This window comes from Streptomyces antioxidans (genome assembly GCF_000968685.2).
GTDB lineage: Bacteria > Actinomycetota > Actinomycetes > Streptomycetales > Streptomycetaceae > Streptomyces > Streptomyces antioxidans.
Window position 1 is genome coordinate 1 of sequence record NZ_LAKD02000014.1, and the last position, 21,482, is coordinate 21,482.

Consider the following 21,482-nt stretch of genomic DNA (forward strand, 5'->3'; position numbering starts at 1 on the left):
GGCCACGCCCACCCCACACCGGCCGACCATCTCCGCCAACGCCCGCGGATCCCTACGCTCCTCCGCACTCGCCACCGCCAACGTCCCACCAGCGGCAAGAGTGACCGCAACATCGAGAATTGCCGCGTCAAAGCTGAACGACGCGAACTGCAACGCCACCACGCCCGCGTCCATCCCCAACACCGGACGCATCGCCTCGGCCAGATTCACCACCCCACCGTGAGCGACGGCCACACCCTTCGGCCGCCCCGTCGAACCCGACGTATAAATCACATACGCCAACTGCTCCGACGCGATCACCGCCCCCAGCGGCTCCGCCGGGAAGCCGCTCGCCTCCTCCATACGCACAACGCGCGCAACACCGACCGAGACACCATCAAGGCAATCGACCGTGCCCAAGACCACTTCCGCGCCACTGTCCGCGATCACGAAACCCAACCGGTCGGCCGGATACTCCGGATCCAGCGGAACGAACGCCCCACCGGCCTTCCACACCGCGAGCTCGGCCACCACCATGTCCACCGACCTCGGCAGACACAGCGCGACCCGCGACTCACGACCCACACCAACGCCGTACAACAACCACGCCAACCGATTCGCCCGCCGGTCCAACTCCCCGTACGACAGCGCCTCATCACCACACCGCACCGCCACCACATCCGGCGCCGCCCCGGCCCACGCCTCAAACCGCTCCACGATCGAACCGCCTGGCACCACAGCGTCGGTGGCATTCCACTCCTCCACCACCCGGGCCCGCTCCACCTCCCCCACCACATCAATCTCACTGGCCCGCACCCCAGGATCAGCAGCCACCGCCTCCAACACCCGCACCAAACGCCCCACCAAACCCCACGCCGTACCCTCATCAAACAAATCCACCGCAAACAACAACGCCCCACCCAACCCCGCCGGTGCCCCCGCACCATCACGGTGCTCGGCCAGGTCCAGCGACAGATCGAAGCGCGCCGGGACCTGGGCGGCCGCCGGGATCCGCCGGACCCGCAACCCCGGCAGGCCCCATTGCGGCTCGGGGACGCTCTGCAGGGCCAGCAGGACCTGGAACAGCGGGTTGTGGGAGAGCGAACGTGACGGGTTCAGATCCTCGACCAGCCGCTCGAACGGCACGTCCTGATGTGCGTACGCCGCCAGATCGGTCTCCCGCACCCGGGCCAGCAGCTCCGCGAAGGACGGGTCCGCGCTGAGGTCGGCACGGACGACCAGGGTGTTGACGAAGAACCCGGCCAGGTCGTCCAGTGCCGGGTCGCCACGGCCCGCGATCGGCACGCCTATCGGGATGTCCTCCCCCGCACCCACCCGGCTCAGCAACACGGAAAGGGCGGCGTGCACCACCATGAACATGGTGGCGCGCCCACGGCGGGCCACGTCCAGCAGCCGGGCATGGGTCTCCGCGCTGATGCGGATCGGCACTTCGCCACCGCGGAACGAGGACACCGAGGGCCGGGGCCGGTCGGTCGGCAGGGCGAGTTCCTGAGGCGCACCGGCCAGCGCCTCGCGCCAGTAGCCGAGTTGGCCGCTGATCACGCTGCCCGGGTCCCCGGGGTCGCCCAGCACCTCGCGCTGCCACAGCGCGTAGTCCGCGTACTGCACCGGCAGCGGCGCCCACCCCGGCGCGCCACCCGCCCGGCGAGCCGCGTACGCCGCGCCCAGGTCGCGCGCCAGCACACCCATCGTCCAGCCGTCGACGGCGATGTGATGCGCGACGATCAGTAGCACATGCTCCGACGGTCCGGTCCTCAACAGCCGTGCCCGCCACGGCAGATCGACGGTCACATCGAAGCCGCGGTCCGCGTGCGACCCGAGCTCGGCCGCGAGGAGTTCCCCGCTGGTCTCCACGACGACGAGTCGCGGCCGACCCGCCTCGCCCTCCAGCACCTGCTGGCGCGGCTCGCCATCGGTCTCGGGAAACAACGTGCGCAGGCTCTCGTGCCGGTCGGCGACATCGCCCAGCGCGGCCTCCAGCGCGGCGATGTCCAGCTCTCCCGATATCCGCAACGCCAGCGGCAGGTTGTAGACGGCTCCGGCCCCCGGGTTGGTCTCCTCGAGCCGGTTGAGGAACCACATGCGCCGCTGGGCGTACGAGAGCGGCAGGACCTCCGGCCTCGGCCTCGGCGTCAGCGCGGCCCGGGGGGCCGTGCTCCCCGCCCCCGCGACGAGGCGGGCGACCCCGGCCACCGTGGGCGCGGCGAACAGCTCGCCGATGTTGAGCTCGGTGTCGAGGACTGCGCCGATCCGGGCGATGAGCTTCATGGCGAGGATCGAGTCGCCACCGATGGTGAAGAAAGACACCTCGGCGCCGACGCGTTCTAGCCCGAGAACCTCGCAGTACAGGCCGCAGAGGATTTCCTCAGTCGGCGTGGCCGGGCCACGCCCGGTGGCATCGGAGAAGTCGGGTGCGGGGAGGGCGGCGCGGTCCAGCTTGCCGTTGACGGTGACCGGCAGGGCATCCAGGGCGACGACCGCGGCGGGAACCATGTGGTCCGGCAGCCGCCCGGCCACGTACTCGCGCAGCCCGGCGGTGTCGGCGTCTCCACCAGGAACCACGTAGGCCACGAGTCGCTTGTCGCCGGGGCGGTCCTCCCGTACGACGACGGCGACCTGTGCGACGCTCCGGTGTTCAGCGAGAACGGCCTCGATCTCACCCGGCTCGACACGGAAGCCACGTACCTTCACCTGCTCATCGGCCCGGCCACCGAAGATCAGCTCACCATCGGTCGTCCACGTGGCGAGGTCGCCGGTGCGATACATCCGCCCGCCCGTGAACGGGCAGGCCACGAAGCGTGACGCCGTGAGCCCAGGACGCCCGAGGTAGCCACGCGCGAGCCCCGGCCCCGCGACATACAGCTCGCCCAACACGCCCACGGGCACAGGCCGCAGAAACGCGTCCAGCACGAACACCCGCGTATTGGCGATCGGCCCGCCGATCGGCACCGGCCCGGACGGTGACGGCTGCAGCGGCGCGCTCATCGTCGCGCAGACCGTGACCTCCGTCGGCCCGTACGCATTGACCATCCGCCGCCCCGACGCCCACCGCTCCACCAACCCCGGAGCACACACCTCACCCGCCGCCACCAACGTCCGCAGACCCTCCGGCAACTCCTCCACCGCCGCCAACACCGACGGCGGCACGGTGGCATGCGTGACGCCGTACGCGGCCACCGTCTCGCTCAACGACCCCTGCGGCGGCAACCTGTCCGCGTCCGCCACCACCAACACCGCACCCGACAGCAACGCCATACACATCTCGGAGACCGCGGCGTCGAAGCTCAACGACGCCAACTGCAGCACCCGTGCCTCGGCGTCCACCGCGAACCGCTCCACCTGCGCGGCCGCCAGATTGCCAATGCCACGATGGGTCACCACCACCCCCTTCGGCCGCCCCGTCGACCCCGACGTATAGATCACATACGCCACATCATCCAGACCCACCGACACCACCGGCGCCGACACACCCTCCACGGACGAACCCCACACCAAGCACTCCACCCCAGCCGGAACCAACCCCCGCGTCCCCTCAGAACACACCACCAGCGCAGGCCCGGCGTCCTCGACCATCCACCCAACCCGCTCCACCGGATACGCCGGATCCACCGGAACGAACCCCGCACCCGCCTTCACCACCCCCAACAACACCGCCACCAGCTCCGCGGACCGCTCCAGCACCACCGCCACGAGATCACCACGCCGGACCCCGCGCGCGGCCAACGCCCCGGCCACCCGATCCGACCGCTCCCCCAACTCCCCGTACGACCACTCCAGACCCCCCGCACCCACCACCGCCACCGCATCCGGCGACTCGGCCACCCGGGCATCGAACAACTCGCCCAGCGGCCCCACCGGCACCACCCGCTCCGTGGCATTCCACCCCGCCACCACCCGAGCCCGCTCCCCGCGCCCCAGCACCTCGACCTCGCTCACCCGCCGCGCCGGATCCGCCGCCATCTGCTCCAGCACCCGCACCAGCCGCCGTACCACGCCCCGGGCGGCCTCATCGTCGAACGCGTCCGGGCGGTAGTCGAGCCAGAACGTCAGCTCGTCCGCCGGGTCCACTCCCAGCGTCAGCGGGAAGGTGGTGGCCATGCGGGTCGTGCTGGCGCTCAGCCGCAAGGGGGCGGCCGGTCCGGTCTCGTCCGCGTGGAAGTTCTCGAAGGCCATCAGGGTGTCGAAGGTGGCGCCAGGTCCGGCCAGGCGCTGGATCTCCTTGAGGCCCAAGTGCTGGTGGCCGAGCAGCGCGGACTGCTGGGCCTGCACGACCGTGAGCAGGTGGGCGATCGAGTCGGCCGGGCGCAGCCGGACCCGTACGGGGATCGTGTTGATGAAGAGCCCCAGCATGTCCGCCATCCCCGCCAGCTCCGGTGGACGTCCGGCCACCGCGGCGCCGAACACCACATCGCTCCGGCCGGTGAGCTTGCCGACGACCTGGGCCCAGGCCACCTGGAGGACGGTGTTCAGCGTGACGCCGTGGGTGCGGGCGAGCTCTCGCAGCGCACCGGCCAGATGGTCGTCGGTCTCGGCGAGGACCTTGCGGGTGAGGACGGGTTTGGCCTTCGGGTCGAGCGCGGCGACCGCCGTCGGTTCGGTCACGCCGTCGAGCGCCCGCCGCCAGGCGGCGCGGGCGGCCTCCCGGTCCTGGCGGCGCAGCCAGGCCAGATACTCGCCGTAGGGCGTGGTCGGCGCCAGTTCGCGGGGGTTGCCTCCGGCCGCGTAGACGGCCCACAGCTCGCGGATGAGGATCCGTAGCGACCAGCCGTCGAGCACGATGTGGTGCAGGGTCACCACCATGCGGTGGCGGTCGGGGCCGGTCTTCACCAGCAGGATCCGCACCAGGGGCGGGGCCGCGAGGCCGAAGCGGCGGGCCCGTTCCGCGCTCTCCAGCCGGTCCGCGCGGTCCCGCGCCACCTCGGGATCGAGGTGCGAAAGGTCCTCCTCGCGCCAGGGCAGGGTGATGTGGCGGGCGATCACCTGGACGGGTTCGTCCACGCCGACCAGGCGGCGGAAGCCGGTGCGCAGACTGCCGTGTCGCTCGGCCAGCGCCTGCCATGTCGCGCGCAACTTACCTGCGTCCAGGGGCCCTTGGAGCTCCAGGACCTTCTGCTCCACATAGATGTCCCGCTCCCGCTCATCGAACATCGCGTGGAAGAGCAGGCCCTCTTGAAGCGGGGACAGCGGCAGTACGTCGACCACTCCGCCCGCGACCTCGGCCTCAAGCTCTTCGATCTGGGCTTGGTCGAGTGCCATCAGCGGGAAGTCGGAGGGCGTATGGCCGCCGCCGGAGTGTGCGGCGAGGCCGGACAGCATCTCCGCCCACGCTTCGAGCAGCCTCCGGGCGGTCGGTTCGGTGCGGAGGGGTTGCGTCCAGTCCAGGCTGAGGACCAGTTCGGCTCCCTCGACGCGGGCGGCCACTTCGAGGGGATGCGTGGGCGGCGAGTGGTCGTCGCCCGGGGCCGTGAAGCCGAGCCGCGGGGTGGGCAGGGCGGCGAGGGCGGCGGCCGTGTCGGGGTTGAGATGGCGCAGCAGGCCATAGCCGAGTCCACCGCCGGGGACGGCTCGCAGCTGTTCCTTGATGTGCTTCATGGCCCGGCCCGCGGCAGGCCCGCCGAGGCGGATCTCCGCGAGGTCGAGTGTCCCGGTGTCGAGCCGTACGGGGTGGCGGTGGGCGAACGAGCCCACGGTGCGGGAGAGGTCGGCGCCGCTGCCCAGGGTGCCGCTGTCCAGAGCGCCGCCGCCGAGAGCGCCACTGCCCAGGACACCGCTGCCCGCAGCACTGCTGTCCAGGTCACCGCTGCCCAGGGCGCCACGTCCGTGGTCCGGCGCCGCCACGTCCACGAGGAAGCCACCGGTTCGGCCCCGGCCGTCGCGCCAGGTGGCGAGGGCCGCGGTCAGCCCGGTCAACAGAGCGGTCTCGGGGCCGGTGTGGAACGCGTCCGGCAGTGCGGTCAACACTGCCGCCGTGGTGTCGGCCGGGATGCGTACGGAGACGCGGAGCACCGGGGCGTTCGCGTCGCGGGGCGGGTCGGCGGGGCGGTTGGTGAGCAACGGGTCGCCGGGGGCGAGGAGTTCGGTCCATGCGGGCAGCTCGGCACGCCGCCGCGGACTGTCGGCCTGCGTGGCCAGGGCCCGGGTCCAGTGGCGGAACGACGTCGTAACCGGCGGGAGCTCCCGCCCCGCGATCGCGGCGGCCACGTCCTCCAGCAGGATCCGCCAGGACACCGCATCGACCACCAGCCGGTCCGCGACGACGAGCAGCCGCCCCGGCGCGCCAGACCCGCCGTCGTACCACACGGCCTGGGCCATCACCCCGGCCCGGCGGTCCAGCCGCCGCCCGGCCGCGGCCGACTCGGCGGTCAGCAGCCGCTGGAGGCGATCGGCGTCCATGCCGGCCGCCGCCACCCGCCGTGTCCACGGCCGTACGGACACCGAGCCCGCCGGGGGCACGGTCAGCCGTCGTTCCGGCGTGGTCTCCAACCGGGCCCGCAGCATGTCGTGGCGGTCGACGACGGCCTGCAGCGCACGGGCGATGTCGTCCAGGTCCAGCCCGGCCGGGACGTCCAGGACGTCCGACAGCACCGCCGACAGCGCGGCCGGCCGGAAGCCCGCGGCCCCCTCGGGTCTCGAGGGGGCCTGAAGTCCCTCGTGGTCAAGCAGTTCATGCATGGCCGGGGAGAGCGGCAGGTGTCCGGCGCCACGGGCCCGGTCGCCCGCCGTGGCGCCCTTGTCCAGCGGTTCGGCGACATCGGCGAGGCGGGCCGGGGTGGCGAGCTCGAACACCTGGTACGGGGCGATCACCAGCCCGGCGCGCCGGGCCACCGACACCAGCAGCATCGTCAGAATCGAATCGCCGCCGAGCTCGAAGAAGGAGGCCTCCGCGCCGACCCGTTCCAGGCCGAGGATCTCGCCGTAGAGCCCGCACAGCAGCTCCTCGGTGGGTGTCCGCGGGCCACGGCCCTCCGCCGCGTCGGTGAAGTCGGGGGCGGGGAGGGCGGCGCGGTCCAGCTTGCCGTTCACCGTGACCGGGAGCGCGTCCAGGGCGACGACCGCGGTGGGCACCAGGTACTCCGGCAGCCGCCCGGCCACGTACTCCCGCAGCGCGGCGGTGTCCACGCGGCCCCCGTCGGGGACGACGTAGGCGACGAGCCGCCGGTCCCCGGGGCGGTCCTCCCGTACGACCACGGCGACGTGGCCGACACCCCGGTGCCCGGCCAGGACGGCCTCGATCTCGCCCGGCTCCACCCGGAAGCCACGCACCTTCACCTGTTCATCGGCGCGCCCGCCGAAGACCAGCTCACCCTCAGCGGTCCGCCGGGCGAGGTCGCCCGTGCGGTACATCCGCCCGCCCGTGAACGGGCAGGCCACGAAGCGTGACGCCGTCAGCCCCGGGCGGCGCAGATAGCCCCGGGCAAGCCCGGGCCCCGCGACGTACACCTCGCCCAGCACCCCTTCGGGAACCGGCCGCAGTCGCTCGTCCAGTACGCGGACAGTGGTGTTGGCGATCGGCCCGCCGATCGGCACCGGCCCGGACGGTGACGGCTTCAGCGGCGCGCTCATCGTGGCGCACACGGTGACCTCGGTCGGGCCGTACCCGTTGATCATCCGCCGTCCTGGGGCCCACCGCTCCACCAGTCCCGGCGGGCACGCCTCACCCGCCACCACCAGCGTCCGCAGGCTCTCCGGCAGCTCCTCCACGGTCGCCAGCACGGACGGCGGCACGGTGGCATGCGTGACGCGGTACTCGGCCACGGTCTCGCTCAACGACCCCTGCGGGGGCAGCCTGTCGGCGTCCGCCATCACCAGCGCGGCGCCCGAGAGCAACGCCATGCAGATCTCGGAGACCGCGGCGTCGAAGCTCAGTGACGCCAGTTGCAGCACCCGCGCACCGGCGTCCACCGCGAACCGGTCGATCTGCGCGGCGGCCAGGTTGCCGATGCCGCGATGGGTCACGAGCACACCCTTGGGGCGGCCCGTCGAGCCCGAGGTGTAGATCACATACGCCACGTCATCGGCGGCCACGGACACCGCGGGCGCCGACTCGCCCTCCGCGGCCGGATCCCAGAGCAGGCACTCCACCCCGGCCGGAACCAGCGCCCGTGTCCCGGCGGAGCACACGGCCAGCACCGGCCCGGCGTCCTCGATCATCCATCCGATGCGCTCGGCCGGATACGCGGGATCCACCGGAACGAACCCCGCCCCGGCCTTCGCCACCCCCAGCCACACCGCCACCAGCTCCGCGGACCGGTCCAGCACCACCGCCACCAAGTCACCGCGCCGGACCCCGTGCGCGGCCAGCGTCCCGGCCACCCGGTCCGCCCGCGCCCCCAACTCCGCGTACGACCACTCCAGACCCCCCGCACCCACCACCGCCACCGCGTCCGGCGACTCGGCCACCTGGGCGTCGAAGAGCTCGCCCAGCGGTCGCCAGGACTCGGTCGTGCCATGCATGGATGTCTCCCTCTGCTGCGGTACGCGATGGCGGTGGTCGGGCTACCCGATGGTGGTGGTCGGGCTACCCGATGGTGGTGGGCGGAGCTCCCTGCGCGTGTCCATTGCCCATCGGCCCGTGGCCAGGAGGCGGCACCGGTCCGTGTCCGTTGGGCGGCGCCTCATGGCCGCCCGGTCGTCCGCCACGCCCCGCGAACTGCGTGCGGTACAGCTCCGCGTAGAGCCCGTCCCGGGCCAGAAGTTCCTCATGGGTGCCGCTCTCCCGCACCCGGCCGCCGTCGATCACGAGGATCTGGTCGGCGTCGCGGATCGTGGACAGCCGGTGGGCGATCACCAGCGAGGTGCGCCCCGCGAGCGCGGTCTCCAGCGCCCGTTGCAGCGCGGCCTCGGACTCGGAGTCGAGGTGTGCGGTGGCCTCGTCGAGCACGACCACCGGTGGCGCCTTGAGCAGCAGCCGGGCCATGGCGATGCGCTGTTTCTCACCGCCGGAGAGCCGGTAGCCGCGGTCGCCGACGACGGTGTCGAAACCGTCGGGCAGGGACTCGATCAGGCCCCGGATCTGGGCGGCCTCACAGGCGTCGATCATCTCCTGCTCGGTGGCCTCCAGGCGGGCGTAGCGGAGGTTGTCGCCGATGGTGGCGTGGAAGAGGTAGGCGTCCTGGGTGACCACGCCGACGGTGTCGTAAAGGGACTCCAGCGTGAGGTCCCGCAGGTCGTGTCCGTCGATGCTGACGGCGCCCTCGCCGGGGTCGTACAGCCGGGGTACGAGATGGGTGATGGTGGTCTTTCCGGCGCCCGAGGGGCCGACCAGAGCGGTGAGTTTCCCGGCGGGCAGCCGGAAGCTCAGCTCGCGCAGCGTCCAGTCGTTCCTGGCGCGCTCGGACCGCGGTATGGCGATCGACTCGAGGGAGGCGAGCGAGACGTCGGCGGCGGCCGGGTACGAGAACGAGACGCCGTCGAAGACGATCTCGGGCGCGCCGTCGCGGGGCAGGGCGATCGCGTCGGGCTTCTCGGAGATGAGCGGCTTGAGGTCGAGGATCTCGAAGAGCCGGTCGAAGCTGACGAGGGCGGTGACCACGTTGGCCTGGGCGCTGGAGAGCTGGTTGATCGGGCCGAAGAGCCGGGTGAGCAGCGTGGCCAGGGCCACCAGGGTGCCGATCTCGAACGCGCCGTCGATGACGAGGCGGCCACCGACGCCGTAGACCACGGCGGTGGCGAGCGCGCTGAGGAGGACCATCGACAGGAAGAGCAGCTTGCCGTTGACGGCGGTCAGCACGCCGAGGTCGCGGACCCTTCCGGCCAGCTTGGTGAACTGGCGCAGCTCCCGGCCGGGCCGCCCGTACAGCTTGGCCAGCAGCGCTCCGGTCACGTTGAACCGCTCGTTCATCAGCGCGCCCATCTCGGCGTTCTGCTCCATCTGGGAGCGCATGAGCCGCTGCAGCCGACGCCCGACGACCTTGCCGGGGAGGATGAAGAAGGGCAGTACGACCAGGGAGATCAGGGTGATCACCCAGGACAGGTAGAACATCGTGATGAGGACGAACAGCAGGGTGAACGCGGCCGAGACGACCGTGGACAGCAGGGAGGTCAGGGCCTGCTGGGCCCCGACCACATCCGCGTTGAGCCGACTGACCAGGGCGCCGGTCTGGGCCCGGGTGAAGAACGCCAGCGGCTGGCGCTGCACATGGTCGAAGACCTCGGTGCGCAGCCCGTAGACGAGCCCTTCACTGACCCGGGCCGAGTACCACGCCTCGCCGAACCCCAGCAGCGCGCCGAGGAGCGCCAGCCCGCCGACCGCCACGGCGATACCCACGACGACATCGGAATCATGTTCGGCGATGCCATTGTCGATGAGGTATTTGAAGAGGATGGGGACGGCCACGACAATGGCGGCGTTCGCCACGGTCATGAGCAGCAGCAGACAGATGCTGACGCGGTACGGCCGGGTATACGGAACGATCCGTTTCGCGGTCCCTGCCTTTATTTTCTGCTTGGTCACGGATGGGTCGGGGCCCACCGCGCGAATCATCATCGGCCCTGGGCCGCCTATGGACACGACGCTCTCCTCGGCTTGGGTCGGTCCGACCTATGTGAGCTGGTCGATGAGGCTCTTGGGGCGCATGTCGCGCCAGTTCTCCTCGATGTAGTCCAGGCAGTTCTTGCGGGTGTCCTCGCCGAATACGACGCGCCAGCCGGCCGGTACCTCGGCAAAGGCGGGCCACAGCGAATACTGGCCCTCGTCGTTCAGCAGGACCAGAAAGGAACCGTTTTCGTCGTCGAACGGATTGGTCATCTTCACTCCTTCCAACTTCCCCGGAGCGGGCCGAAATTCAAGGTAACGAGGGCCCATCGGGAGCGGCAAGGTCGACTATTGAAGTGCCGTCCAACCGCGTATTCTCGGCACTTGGACAAGGGGGCAGCGGATCGACGGTCAGCCGGTCAAGGGCCAAACCGATCAACGGGTCAACGGGTGAAACCACGCGGAAACCGGAGCCGGGGCATTCTGGATCCCGTTGTCCAGGGGGCAAGGCCGGGCGGGGCCGTTGGACAGACCGAGGAGGGGGAGCGGGTGCGCGTGCTCGTGGTGGAGGACGACCAGGAAATGGCGCAGGCGGTGGCCGTCGGCTTACGGCGGGCCCAGCTGGCCGTCGACGTGGCGTTCGACGGGGAGAGCGGTCTTGAGCGGGCGCTGCTCAGTGACTACGACGTGATCGTGCTGGACCGGGATCTGCCCGGGATGCACGGCGATGAGATCTGCTCCGAGCTGATCGCGTCCGGCTGCCGCAGCAGGGTGTTGATGCTGACCGCGGCGGCCTCGGCGGAGGATCTGGTCGACGGGCTCAATCTGGGGGCCGATGACTATCTGGCGAAGCCGTTCGACTTCCCGGTGCTGATCGCCCGGATCGGGGCGCTGGCGCGGCGGGCGCATCCGGCCGTGCCGCCGGTGGTGCACCACGGCGATCTGGTGGTGGACACGGCGCGCCGCAAGGCCGCCCGGGCGGGCCGACCGCTGGAGCTGGCGCCCAAGGAGTTCGGCGTGCTGGAGCTGCTGCTGTCGGCGAAGGGGCGGGCGGTCTCCGCGGAGGAGCTGCTGGAGCGGGTGTGGGACGAGGCGGCCGATCCGTTCACCAGCGCCGTGAAGATCACCATCAGCAGGCTGCGGGCCAAGCTGGGTGATCCTCCGGTGATCGAGACCGTCGCCAAGCGCGGCTACCGGATCTGAGGCCGCCGATGCCTGTCGTGTCCCGGCTCATGTCCGCGCCGTCCCGGCTCATGTCTCCGCTCTCCCGGCTCACCGCCCGGCTCGTGCGTGCGCCACTGCCCCGGCGTACGGTCCGGCTGAAGCTGACGCTGCTGTACGGGGCGCTGTTCCTGCTCTCCGGGGCGGCGCTGCTGACGATCACGTATCTGCTGGTGCTGGGTTCGGGCGGCGGCTCGCTGTCCGGCGGGCAGCCCGCACCGGACGGCGGTGGGCCGCGGGCGGGCGAGACCGACGGCCACTCCGCGCCGGTGCCACCGCCACGGGGACACATCGGGGAGAACACCCGTGATGTCCTCCCGGCCGCGGCGCGGGAGATCATGGAGCTGCAGCGGGACGCCGTGCTGCACGACCTGCTGGTGCAGTCCGCGATCGCGCTCGGCCTGATGTCGGTCATCTCGATCGCGCTGGGCTGGGTGGTATCCGGGCGGATACTGCGCCCGCTGCGTACGGTCATCGGCGCCGCCCGGGAGATCTCGGCGACCAGCCTGCACCAACGGCTCGCCCTCGAGGGCCCGAGCGATGAACTCAAGGAGCTGGGCGATACGTTCGACGGTCTGCTCGGCCGGCTGGAGACGTCGTTCGAGGCACAGCGGCGGTTCGTCGCCAACGCCTCCCACGAGCTGCGCACCCCCCTCGCCCGGCAGCGGACGCTGGGGCAGCTGGCCCTGTCGGATCCCGACGCGGACGTGACATCGCTGCGCGCGGCGCATGAGCGGATCCTGGCCGCGGGCGCCCAGCAGGAGCGCATGATCGAGGCGCTGCTGACCCTGGCCCGTAGCCATGCGGGGATCGAGGTGCGGCGGCCGTTCGACCTGGACCGGCTGGCGCGGGAGGTCGTGGCGGGCCGCCGGACGGATGCGGAGCAGCGGCGGGTCACGCTGCGCCGTGCGCTGGCGGCCACGGTCGCCGCGGGCCATCGCCCGCTGGCCGAACGGCTCGTCATCAACCTGGTGGACAACGCGTTGCGGCACAACGAGCCGTACGGCTGGGTGGAGGTGGCCACGGCGGACGCGCCGGACCGGGCCGTACTGACCGTGGCCAACTCCGGTCCGGTGGTGCCGCCGAGCGCGCTGGACCAGCTGTTCCAGCCGTTCCAGCGGCTCGGCGACCCGCGGACCAACAAGGACGGTCTGGGCCTCGGGCTGTCGATCGTGCAGGCCATCGCGGTGGCGCATGACGCCACGCTCGCCGTGGAGGCCCGCCCGGAGGGGGGCCTCGTCTTCACGATCGGCTTTCCGCACCCACCGGGACACCGACCGGGACCGCCACGGGACCACCGGAAGGAGCCGCCACGGGACCACCGGCCGGGATCGCCACCGGCCCACCGGAAGGAGCCGCCACCCGCCCACGGCCCGGTGCCGCCACCGCAGCGGCGGGGGGAGCACCGGTGAAGAAGCCGACGAGCGCGGCGTTCACCGCCGTTGGCTTCTCCAGATAGCCGTAGTGTCCGCAGCCGGGGATCTCGGTGTAGCGGGCGCCCGGGATGGCGTCGGCGACCTCCCGGGTCAGCTGCGGCCGTACGATCAGGTCGTGCTCGAAGCCCAGGACCAGGCACGGGCAGCGGATGGCCGCGTACGCGCGCAGCCGGTTGGGGATCAGCTGCAGGCCGAGCTGGCCACGGACCGAGGCCAGGTCGACGGCGGAGATCTCGAAGATGTCCAGCCAGTCGCGCAGCCGCTGGTCATCGGCCAGGGTGTGCGGGGACAGGCTCTGCAGCGCGTTGACATAGGCGGCGTAGCGGGGCGGCAGCTTCACCCCGCTGTCGGCCAGGTCCATCTCCGCGATCGCCTGGGCGGTGGCGAAGGTGTCGGCCCGGCCGCTGGTCGCCATCAGCACGGCCGACCGGACGAGTTCGGGCCGGGCCAGGAGCAGTTCCTGGACGATGATGCCGCCCAGGGAGAAGCCCACGATCCGGCACGGGCCCGCGCCGAGGTGTTCGATGAGGCCCGCGATGTCCGCCGCCATGTCGTCGAGGGTGAAGCCCTCGGCGCCGGGATCGCTCGGCGGGATCCCGCGGTTGTCCACGGTGATCACCTTGAAGCCGGACGCCCTGAGCGCGGGCACCTGGTGGGTGCGCCACATCCGGCCGGGGGCCCCGGTGCCGGTGACCATGACGATCGGGTCCCCCGTTCCGTGCTCCTCGTAGTGCAGCTGTATCCCGTTGATCCGGACGACGGGCATCGTCAGGCCGGTCCCGGCTGCCAGAGCATGCCGTCGTCGGAGGTGATGAGCCCGCCGGGGAACATCGGCACATCGGGGCCGAGGTCCTCGCCGAGGAAGGCCCGGCTCTGCACCTGCGCACCCTCCTGCATCGCCTGGCGCACCGCGGAGGAGCGGAACAGCGGCGTCATGTTCCCCTCGGCGTCGGTGGACATCTCGTCGATGGCGGAGACGAACTCGGCCGACTTGGACTTCATGCGCAGCGCGGCCGACTCGGCCCCGTCGAGGTCGAACTCCGAGGACGACACGCCCGCCACCAGCTCGACGAACGACTCCAGCTCGGTGTGCTGGTTGTGGGTGACCTTCTTGGCCGACCAGAAGTAGGAGTCCTCGTCCACGTGCATGTCGTAGAAGGACATCAGGAACTCGTAGAAGACGCCGTACTCCCGGCGGTAGCGGGCCTCGAACTCGGTGAACGCCGCCTCCTCGGAGACGATCCCGGCCAGGCTGCTGCTGATCGAGCGGGCCGCCAGCAGCGCGCTGTAGGTGGCCAGGTGGACGCCGGAGGAGAAGACCGGGTCCACGAAGCAGGCGGCGTCGCCGATGAGCACGAGTCCGGGCCGCCAGAACGTGGTCTGGTGGTACGAGTAGTCCTTGCGCACCCGCAGCTGGCCGTACTGGCCCTCCGTCACCCGGGTGGCGTCCGACAGATGCTCCTTGATCAGCGGGCATTCGTCGATGAGCGCCATCAGCGCCCGCTCCGGATCGCCCTGGATCCTGTCGGCGTTCTCCCGGCGGACGACGGCGCCGACGCTGGTGAGGTCCGGGGTGAGCGGGATGTACCAGAACCAGCCGCTCTCGAACGCCACGGAGAGGATGTTGCCCGCGTTGGGGGCGGGCAGCCGCTTGCCGCCCTCGAAATAGCCGAACAGCGCGAGGCTGCGGAAGAACTGCGAGTACTCCCGGGTGCCGCCCACCCGCTTGTGCAGCCGGCTGCCGTTGCCGGACGCGTCCACGACGTACGTGGCCCGCACCTCGTGTTCGGTGCCGGCCGCGTCGGTGTACCGCACACCGGTGACCCGCTCACCGTCCTCGAGCACATCGGAGACCGACGCCAGGAAGCGGACCTCGGCGCCCTTCTCCACCGCGTGTTCCAGCAGGATGGTGTCGAACTTCGAGCGCTCGACCTGGTACGCGTGCGAGGTGGCCCCCGCGATCTTCGGGGACACCGAGAAGGAGAACGTCCACGGCTCGGGGTTGGCACCCCAGCGGAAGGTGCCGCCCTTCTTGGGGGTGAACCCGGCCGCGGCCAGCTTCTCCGCCACTCCGGTCATCCGGCAGACGCCGTGGATCGTGGACGGCAGCAGGGACTCGCCGATCTGATACCGCGGAAACGTCTCCTTCTCCAGGATCAGGACCCGGTGGCCCCGCATGGCGACGAGCGCGGCCAGTGTCGAACCACCGGGACCGCCCCCGACCACCACGACGTCGTACTGTTCACGATCCTCACTGCTCATCGCTTCCCCCTACCTGGCGTTGTCCATTGCTCTTCTCGGTTGTGCACCGGGGCGCGGCAGCGGTCATGCGCTCCGCCCCGCGAACCGGCCGACCTTGCCGATGACGTCCTCGCCGTACAGGCGCAGCGCCTGCTGGAGCGCGAACTCGGCCATATAGCGGCGGAACTCCTCGACCGGCTCCTCGGCCCCGCGCAGCATCCGCCGGTTGGGCACGACCGCCGGGCCGCCGAGCCGCTGCACGGCACCGGCCACGGCCGTGTCCATCTCCTCGGGCTCGACCACCTCGTCGATCAGCAGCCGGGCGTCGGGTTCGGTGGCCCGGATCCGGCGACCCTGCAGGATGACCTGCCGGGAGATCCGCGGTCCGGTGTGGCGGCCGAGCCGGAAGTTCGCGGCCCCCGGCACGATGCCCTCGCGGGCCGCGGGCAGGCTGAGATGGGCGTCCGACGCGGCGAGCACGTGGTCGAAGACGAGCAGCAGCTGGGTGCCGCCGCCGATGGCGAACGTGTCGACGGCCGCGACCCACGGCTTCTCGACCGTCGGGGAGTGCCAGGGGGCGGTCTCGGTGCGCACTCCCCTGACCAGCTTGTGGAGATAGCCAAGCTCGCGGCGGAGCAGAAAGCCGACCAGCGAAATGGCCCCGGCGTGGAGGCTCTTGAGGTTGATGCCCGCGCTGAACACCCGTCGGCCGCGGTAGCGGGGATGGCTCATCGGGCCGCCGCGCACCACCCCGACCCTCACCTCCGGGTCGAGCAGCGCGAGGTCCACGGCGGTCTCCATGTCGTCGACCTGCTGCTCGTCCTCGGCGTTCAGGCAGTCGTCCCGGCACATCGTCAGGTGCGCCGCGCCGTCGCGCCGCTCCATCCGTACGGATGTCGTCTCGAGGACGCCGGTCCTGGTGAACTCCGGCAGCAGCCGCAGCGCGCGTGGCGTCGGCCGGAGCATCGCGTCGAGCAGCCGCGGCCCGGACCGGGGCGAGGCCAGTACGGCGCGCAGGAAGATGCCCTGGTCGATCTCGTGCCCCTCCTTGTCCGCCTGCCGCCGGGCGCGGTCGGCGGCGAGCTGACCGGCCGTGGGCAGCAGCGCGGGGAAGGCGTCCGCGGCGGCGGCGACGAGTTCGGCGATGTGGAGCTCATCGGCGCCGCCGCTGGTGAGGTGGTCGTACACGGCGTCGGCGTGGGTGTGGAGATAGCGGGTCCGCAGCGCCCGGGCGGTGTCCTTGGCCGCGGCGAGCTCGGCCCGCTCCTCGGGTGTCCGGACGCCGGGGTCGGGCAGCTTCGCCACCAGTTCGTCGACGCGGTGCGCCGCCTGCCGCAGCTCCGGCCAGAGCGGGACGGACGCCTCCGGCGTGGTCATCAAGCCCATCGGCACCGTCATGACGCCTCCGCGACGGGCCGCCGCAACTCGCGGTCACAGGCGGCCAGATGGGGGCCGAGGGCGTCCTCGAAGCTGGTCGTCGCGGCGTCGAAGAGCAGTTGCCGACGGATCGCGAGTTCCTTTCCCGCCAGCCCGCCGGCCAGCCGGGCGGCGGCCGCGATCGCACCGGCCGGATCGTCGGCCAGCTCGTCGGCCACGCCGAGCGCAATCGCCTCGGGGGCCTCGATGGGCACGCCGAACAGCAGTGCCCGGCGGACCCGCGCGGGCCCGGCGAGCTGGACGAGCCGATAGGCCGCCATGCCGGGCCAGGTCGCCGTGGTGTCGCCGTGGACGAGCAGCCGGGTGCCCGGGGTGACCACCCGGATGTCGCAGGCGAGGAAGGCGTCCAGGGCCGCGCCACCGCAGTCGCCCGAGGCCACCGCGACGGTGGCCCGGGGCAGCCGCTCCAGACGGCGCAGCGCCCGCTCCCACTTGCTGATGCGCATCACATCGAGGTCGCCGGTCCAGCCCGTGGCCGGGGCGCCGCCGACCCGTACGGCGACGAGTCCGCGGCCGGGGCGGTCCTCGGCCTGGTCGCATGCGGCCTGTACGGCGCTCACGGTCGCGGCGGTCGGCGGCTCGGCCCCGTCGATCACCACGGTCAGCGGTTCTTCCATGACACCCTCCGCGCTCATCACCGGGCCAGCGCCTTCCGCGCTCACCACTGGACCAGCGCCGTCTCGATGGTGGAGCCGGGCCCCATGGTCATCAGCACGCCGTACTCACCCGGTTCGGCGACTCCCTCGTCCAGGAGCCGTTCGTAGGAGAAGAGGAACGAGCCGCTGGACACGTTGCCGTAGTCGCGCAGCACGCCGACGGTGTGCCGGACGTCGTACCGGGTGAGCCCCAGGTTGACGACGACGGCGTCGATGACCTTCTTGCCGCCCGAGTGCACCAGCCAGTGCGAGATGTCCCGGCGGCGCAGCCCGGTGTCCGCCAGCAGCCGGTCCACGACCAGTTCGGCGTGGGCGCCGACCACATACGGGATCTGCGGGTCCAGGTAGAAGCTGAAGCGGCCCTGTTCGCGGTCCCAGTCGTAGCGCATGGCGTCGGAGGCGTCCGGGATGATGCAGCTGGCGAACTTGAGGATGCGCGGCCCCTCGGGATCGGCCACGCCGTCCGGCCCTGAGCGGAGCGCGATCGCGCTCGCGCCGTCCCCGAAGAGGCTGTTCACAACGGCGGTGCGCATCGTGGAGTCCATCGCGTACGCGGCGGAGCAGGCCTCGGCGCAGAGCACGACGGCGAGTTCGCCGGGGTGGGCGGCGGCCCAGCCCGTGACCACGCCCAGCGCGTTCAGCCCGGCGTTGCAGCCCATGCCCACGATGTCCGAGCGGCTGCAGTGCCGGTCGATGCCGAGCTCCTTGATGAGCAGGGCGCTCAGCCCCGGGGTGAGCAGTCCGGTGGAGGTCACACAGCACAGGTGGCGCAGCTCGGCCAGCTCGGCACCGGCCCGCTTGAGGCAGGCGCGCAGCGCCTCGGCGCCCATCTCGATGGCCTTGGCCTTGTGCTTGTCGAGCAGATCGCCCTGCGGTTCGGGGACACGGCCGCCGTTGCCGTCCGGTGGCGGAAGCGTCAGATGGCGGCGGTCGATGGCGCTGTTGAGGAACACCGAACGGATCTTGGGGTCGATGATCTCGAAGGCGTCGAGCACTTCTTGCTGGGTGTACGACGTGGAGGTCACCGCCGTCCCCACGCCGAGGGCGCGGGGCCGCAACTCGGCTGCCAGGGTCATCGGAAGGTCCACCCCCACATGCGGGGCTTGCTCCGGGGTCGGCGACTGCGACTCAGTCCGGACACGGGCCTCACCTTTCTCGCTCTTCTCACTGGGATCCGCTGGTGCCGTGCGGCGCGCTGGACGTGGTGTGCGGCGCGCAGTGCGCCTCGATGAAGCGCGCGAGCCTCGCCGTGCCCTCATCGATCTCGGCGTGGGTCAGATAGCTGATGGACAGCCGGATGCCGTGGTGGCCGCCGGTGCCGGGGTAGAAGTGCGTCATCGGCGTCCAGATCACGCCGAAGTCCTGTGCGGAGGTGGTCAGTACGGTGTTGTCCACCCGGAACGGGACCCGGAGGGTGAGGAAGAAGCCACCGCTGGGCTCGTTCCAGCGCACCCCGAGCGCTTCCCGGCGGGCGGCGGGCAGCCGGGCGTCCAGCCGCCGCAGCATCTCCCGCATCGCCTCGCCGTAGTACGCGGCCGCTTCGGCGTTCAGCTCCGACAGGCGGCCCCGGGCGCCGAGCAGCGCGCCCGCCACGGCGGCCTGGCTCAGCGATGGGGTGTTGACCGTCACCATGCTCTTGATCTTGGCGAGTTCGTCGGCCAGCAGCCGCTCACCGCCCGCGGTGTCCCGGACCCGCTGGTCGGCCACGGCGAACCCGACCCGGGCGCCGGGGAAGACCGTCTTGGAGTATGAGCCCAGCTGCACCACGCGGCGGGCCCGGTCCCCGGACTTCAGCGTCGGCAGCGGGGTCCCGGGGCTCACCTGCCGGTAGGGGCTGTCCTCCAGCACCAGGAAGTCATGGCGCTCGGCGAGCTCCAGCAGCTCCTCCCGGGCCTTCGGACCCATGGTGTTCCCGGACGGGTTGGAGTGGTCGGGCACCACGTAGAACGCGCGGGGGCGGCGGCCGCGCGCCCGCTCCGCCAGCACCGCGGCCTCCAGGTCGGCGGCGTGGAACCCGTCCTCGCGCTCCTCCACCGGGCGCACCGGCACGTCCAGCAGCCGGGCCGCGCCGGTGATCCCCACATAGCAGGGGCTGGATACCAGCAGGACGTCGTCGGGGCCCGCGAAGAGCGCGCGCAGCACCAGCAGCATCGCCTCCTGGGCGCCCACGGTCACCACGATGGACTCGGGCGGCACCTCGGTGTCCTCGTCCACGCGCAGCGAGTCGGCGATGATCTGCCGGATCTGCCCGGCGGTCGGCCCGTACTGGTAGAGCGCGGTACGGATGTCGGCCGGTGAACTCCCCCGCTCCGCCAGGTGGTCCAGATAGTGGCGGATGTGGGTGAAGACCTGCTCGGTATCGAAGAAGCCGTCGTACGGACGGCCCGGGGCGAAGGAAATCGCGTCCGGATAGCGATGGGTCACCTCATTGAGGAAGTTCATCGTGTCCAGCACCGGCTCGGAAATGCTGCCGTGCAGCTCTGCCATTTCCAGATGGTCCCGTGGCCGGGTCTGCGCGGCGATGGTGGTTCCTGCCATGAATTCCCCCGGGCGGTAAATGAATGAGGGCGGCTCGGATGCTTCAGCATCACACGCCCGTCGGTCTTTCGACAATGCCGTCCAATTGCTCGAACTGCGCGCTTGGACGGGCTTGTCGGCGTCCCTCGTGGAGCGCTATCGGGCGGGCACCGATTCGGCCGCTGCCCGCTCCCAGCCGTCGGCGCCCAGCTTGGCCCCGATCCGCTCGGCGTCGGTGGCGGGAACGGGCACGCGCACTTGTAGACCGCTGTCCTCGGCGGCCTCTGCGGGCTCCACGGTCTCGGCCGTCCCTGCGGTCTGCGCGGTCTGTGCGGTCTGTGCGGGCTGTGCGGGCTGTGCGGGCTCCACCGTGACGTCGTCCGCGGCGATGCCGAGCGCCGCGACGGCTGCCAGCAGCCGGGCCAGCTCCCCCGGGCGGTCCGGGACCAGGATCCGTAGCGCCGCCTGGGGCGCGGGCGGGCCGACGCCAGGGCGGCGCGGCAGCCCCGCGAGCCCGGCGGCGCCCCGGGCCAGCAGGTCCTCCAGGGTCCGTACGCCCTGGTCATGGCCTGCCTCATGACTTGCGTCCTGGTCCTCGGCGAGCGCGGCGAGCGCCGCCGCCACCCGGGCCAGATCGGCCCGCAGCTCCGTCACCACCCCGGCCATGGCGGCCGCGTTGGACCGCAGGATGTCGCTCCACAGCCGGGGGTCCCCGGCGGCGATCCGGGTCACATCGCGCAGCCCCTGACCGGCGAGCAGCGGCACCCCGGCCGGGCCGTCGCGCAGCCGGGCGGCCATCACGCTGGCCAGCAGATGCGGAACGTGCGAGGTCAGCGCCACCACCTCGTCATGCTCCCGGCTGCGCATCACCACCGGGGCGGCGCCGCACAACTCCGCCAGCTCCAGGCCCCGGTCGAGGGCGGCGCGCGAGGTCAGCCGGTGCGGTGTCAGCGCCCAGGGACGGCCCCGGAACAGCCCGGCCCGCGCCGCCAGCGGCCCCGACCGCTCCCGACCGGCCAGCGGATGGCCGCCGATGTAGCGGGAGGGCTCGGGGGCGCGGGCGAGCACGGCCCGCTCCGGGCGCTCCTTCACGCTCGCCACATCGGTGTAGGCGCGGGCCAGACCGCGTTCCTGGGCCGCGATCAGCACCTCGGCGATCCGGCTCGGCGGCACCGCGAGCACGGCCAGGTCGACCGGCTCCGGCGGGTCCTCCGCCCGGCCCGCGCCCAGCGCGGCGGCGGTCCTGGCGGCGGCCCGGCTCCGGTCGGAGAGGTACACCGACACGCCCTCCTCGGCAGCGGTGAGCGCGACCGACGTACCGATGAGGCCGGTGCCGATGACGGCCATCGTGCGTATCACAAGACATCACCCGTCCAAGGGGAGCGCGACCCGGAAACACAGAACACGGCGCAGCTTATGGAGAGGGCCCGGCGTCCACGAGTTCCGCTAACCGCCGGAATGGCGTCGATGGCTGGACGCGCCGATGGCCGCCTAGAGTTC

Annotated in this window: 11 protein-coding genes and 1 pseudogene; 2 read left to right on the plus strand and 10 right to left on the minus strand. The window is 71.8% G+C overall.

The genetic code is table 11. The features are described from left to right. The 3 genes from VT50_RS07625 to VT50_RS07635 all read right to left on the minus strand — a co-directional run. Positions 1 to 8,454 (minus strand): non-ribosomal peptide synthetase (locus VT50_RS07625; protein ID WP_143645191.1); only part of this gene is annotated, 8,454 nt, incomplete at its 3' end. A gap of 64 nt (positions 8,455 to 8,518) precedes the next feature. After that, the gene (locus VT50_RS07630) at positions 8,519 to 10,486 is read right to left on the minus strand and encodes an ABC transporter ATP-binding protein (RefSeq protein WP_046088587.1); all 1,968 of its coding nucleotides are present in this window, start codon (positions 10,484 to 10,486) and stop codon (positions 8,519 to 8,521) included. Between the two features lie 54 nt (positions 10,487 to 10,540). Further along, positions 10,541 to 10,747, minus strand: coding sequence for an MbtH family protein (locus VT50_RS07635; RefSeq protein WP_046088588.1), 207 nt, complete (start codon positions 10,745 to 10,747; stop codon positions 10,541 to 10,543). Between the two features lie 276 nt (positions 10,748 to 11,023). On the opposite strand from VT50_RS07635, the gene VT50_RS07640 reads away from it, so the two are divergent. Both VT50_RS07640 and VT50_RS07645 read left to right on the plus strand, forming a co-directional pair. Continuing rightward, a complete protein-coding gene (locus tag VT50_RS07640) occupies positions 11,024 to 11,677 on the plus strand; it encodes a response regulator transcription factor (protein WP_020866837.1) in 654 nt (217 codons plus the stop codon). 8 nt (positions 11,678 to 11,685) lie between these two features. Beyond that, positions 11,686 to 13,107, plus strand: a complete 1,422-nt coding sequence (locus VT50_RS07645; RefSeq protein ID WP_063893251.1) for a sensor histidine kinase — start codon at positions 11,686 to 11,688, stop codon at positions 13,105 to 13,107. Here the strand turns inward: VT50_RS07645 and VT50_RS07650 are convergent. The 7 genes and pseudogenes from VT50_RS07650 to VT50_RS07680 form a co-directional block, all read right to left on the minus strand. Continuing rightward, positions 13,106 to 13,897: pseudogene (locus tag VT50_RS07650) on the minus strand (alpha/beta fold hydrolase); the annotation flags it as partial. The gene VT50_RS07645 and the pseudogene VT50_RS07650 sit on opposite strands and share 2 nt — an antisense overlap. Before the next feature lie 2 nt (positions 13,898 to 13,899). After that, entirely contained in the window at positions 13,900 to 15,393 is a 1,494-nt protein-coding gene (locus VT50_RS07655; protein ID WP_046088591.1) for a tryptophan 7-halogenase, read from the minus strand. Between the two features lie 63 nt (positions 15,394 to 15,456). Continuing rightward, positions 15,457 to 16,770, minus strand: a complete 1,314-nt coding sequence (gene dpgC / locus VT50_RS07660; protein ID WP_420822170.1) for a (3,5-dihydroxyphenyl)acetyl-CoA 1,2-dioxygenase DpgC — start codon at positions 16,768 to 16,770, stop codon at positions 15,457 to 15,459. After that, positions 16,767 to 17,426 (minus strand): enoyl-CoA-hydratase DpgB, encoded by a 660-nt coding sequence (dpgB, locus tag VT50_RS07665; RefSeq protein ID WP_053048704.1) that lies wholly within the window; start codon positions 17,424 to 17,426, stop codon positions 16,767 to 16,769. The genes dpgC and dpgB overlap by 4 nt, the downstream gene beginning before the upstream one ends. Before the next feature lie 41 nt (positions 17,427 to 17,467). Continuing rightward, positions 17,468 to 18,541: a 3,5-dihydroxyphenylacetyl-CoA synthase DpgA gene (gene dpgA, locus VT50_RS07670; protein WP_046088593.1), complete on the minus strand. Its 1,074-nt coding sequence runs from the start codon at positions 18,539 to 18,541 to the stop codon at positions 17,468 to 17,470. An 88-nt stretch (positions 18,542 to 18,629) separates the two neighbouring features. Next, positions 18,630 to 20,003: an aminotransferase-like domain-containing protein gene (locus tag VT50_RS07675; protein WP_046088594.1), complete on the minus strand. Its 1,374-nt coding sequence runs from the start codon at positions 20,001 to 20,003 to the stop codon at positions 18,630 to 18,632. Between the two features lie 135 nt (positions 20,004 to 20,138). Then, positions 20,139 to 21,329 (minus strand): prephenate dehydrogenase, encoded by a 1,191-nt coding sequence (locus VT50_RS07680; RefSeq protein WP_075200467.1) that lies wholly within the window; start codon positions 21,327 to 21,329, stop codon positions 20,139 to 20,141. Positions 21,330 to 21,482: the final 153 nt, after the last annotated feature.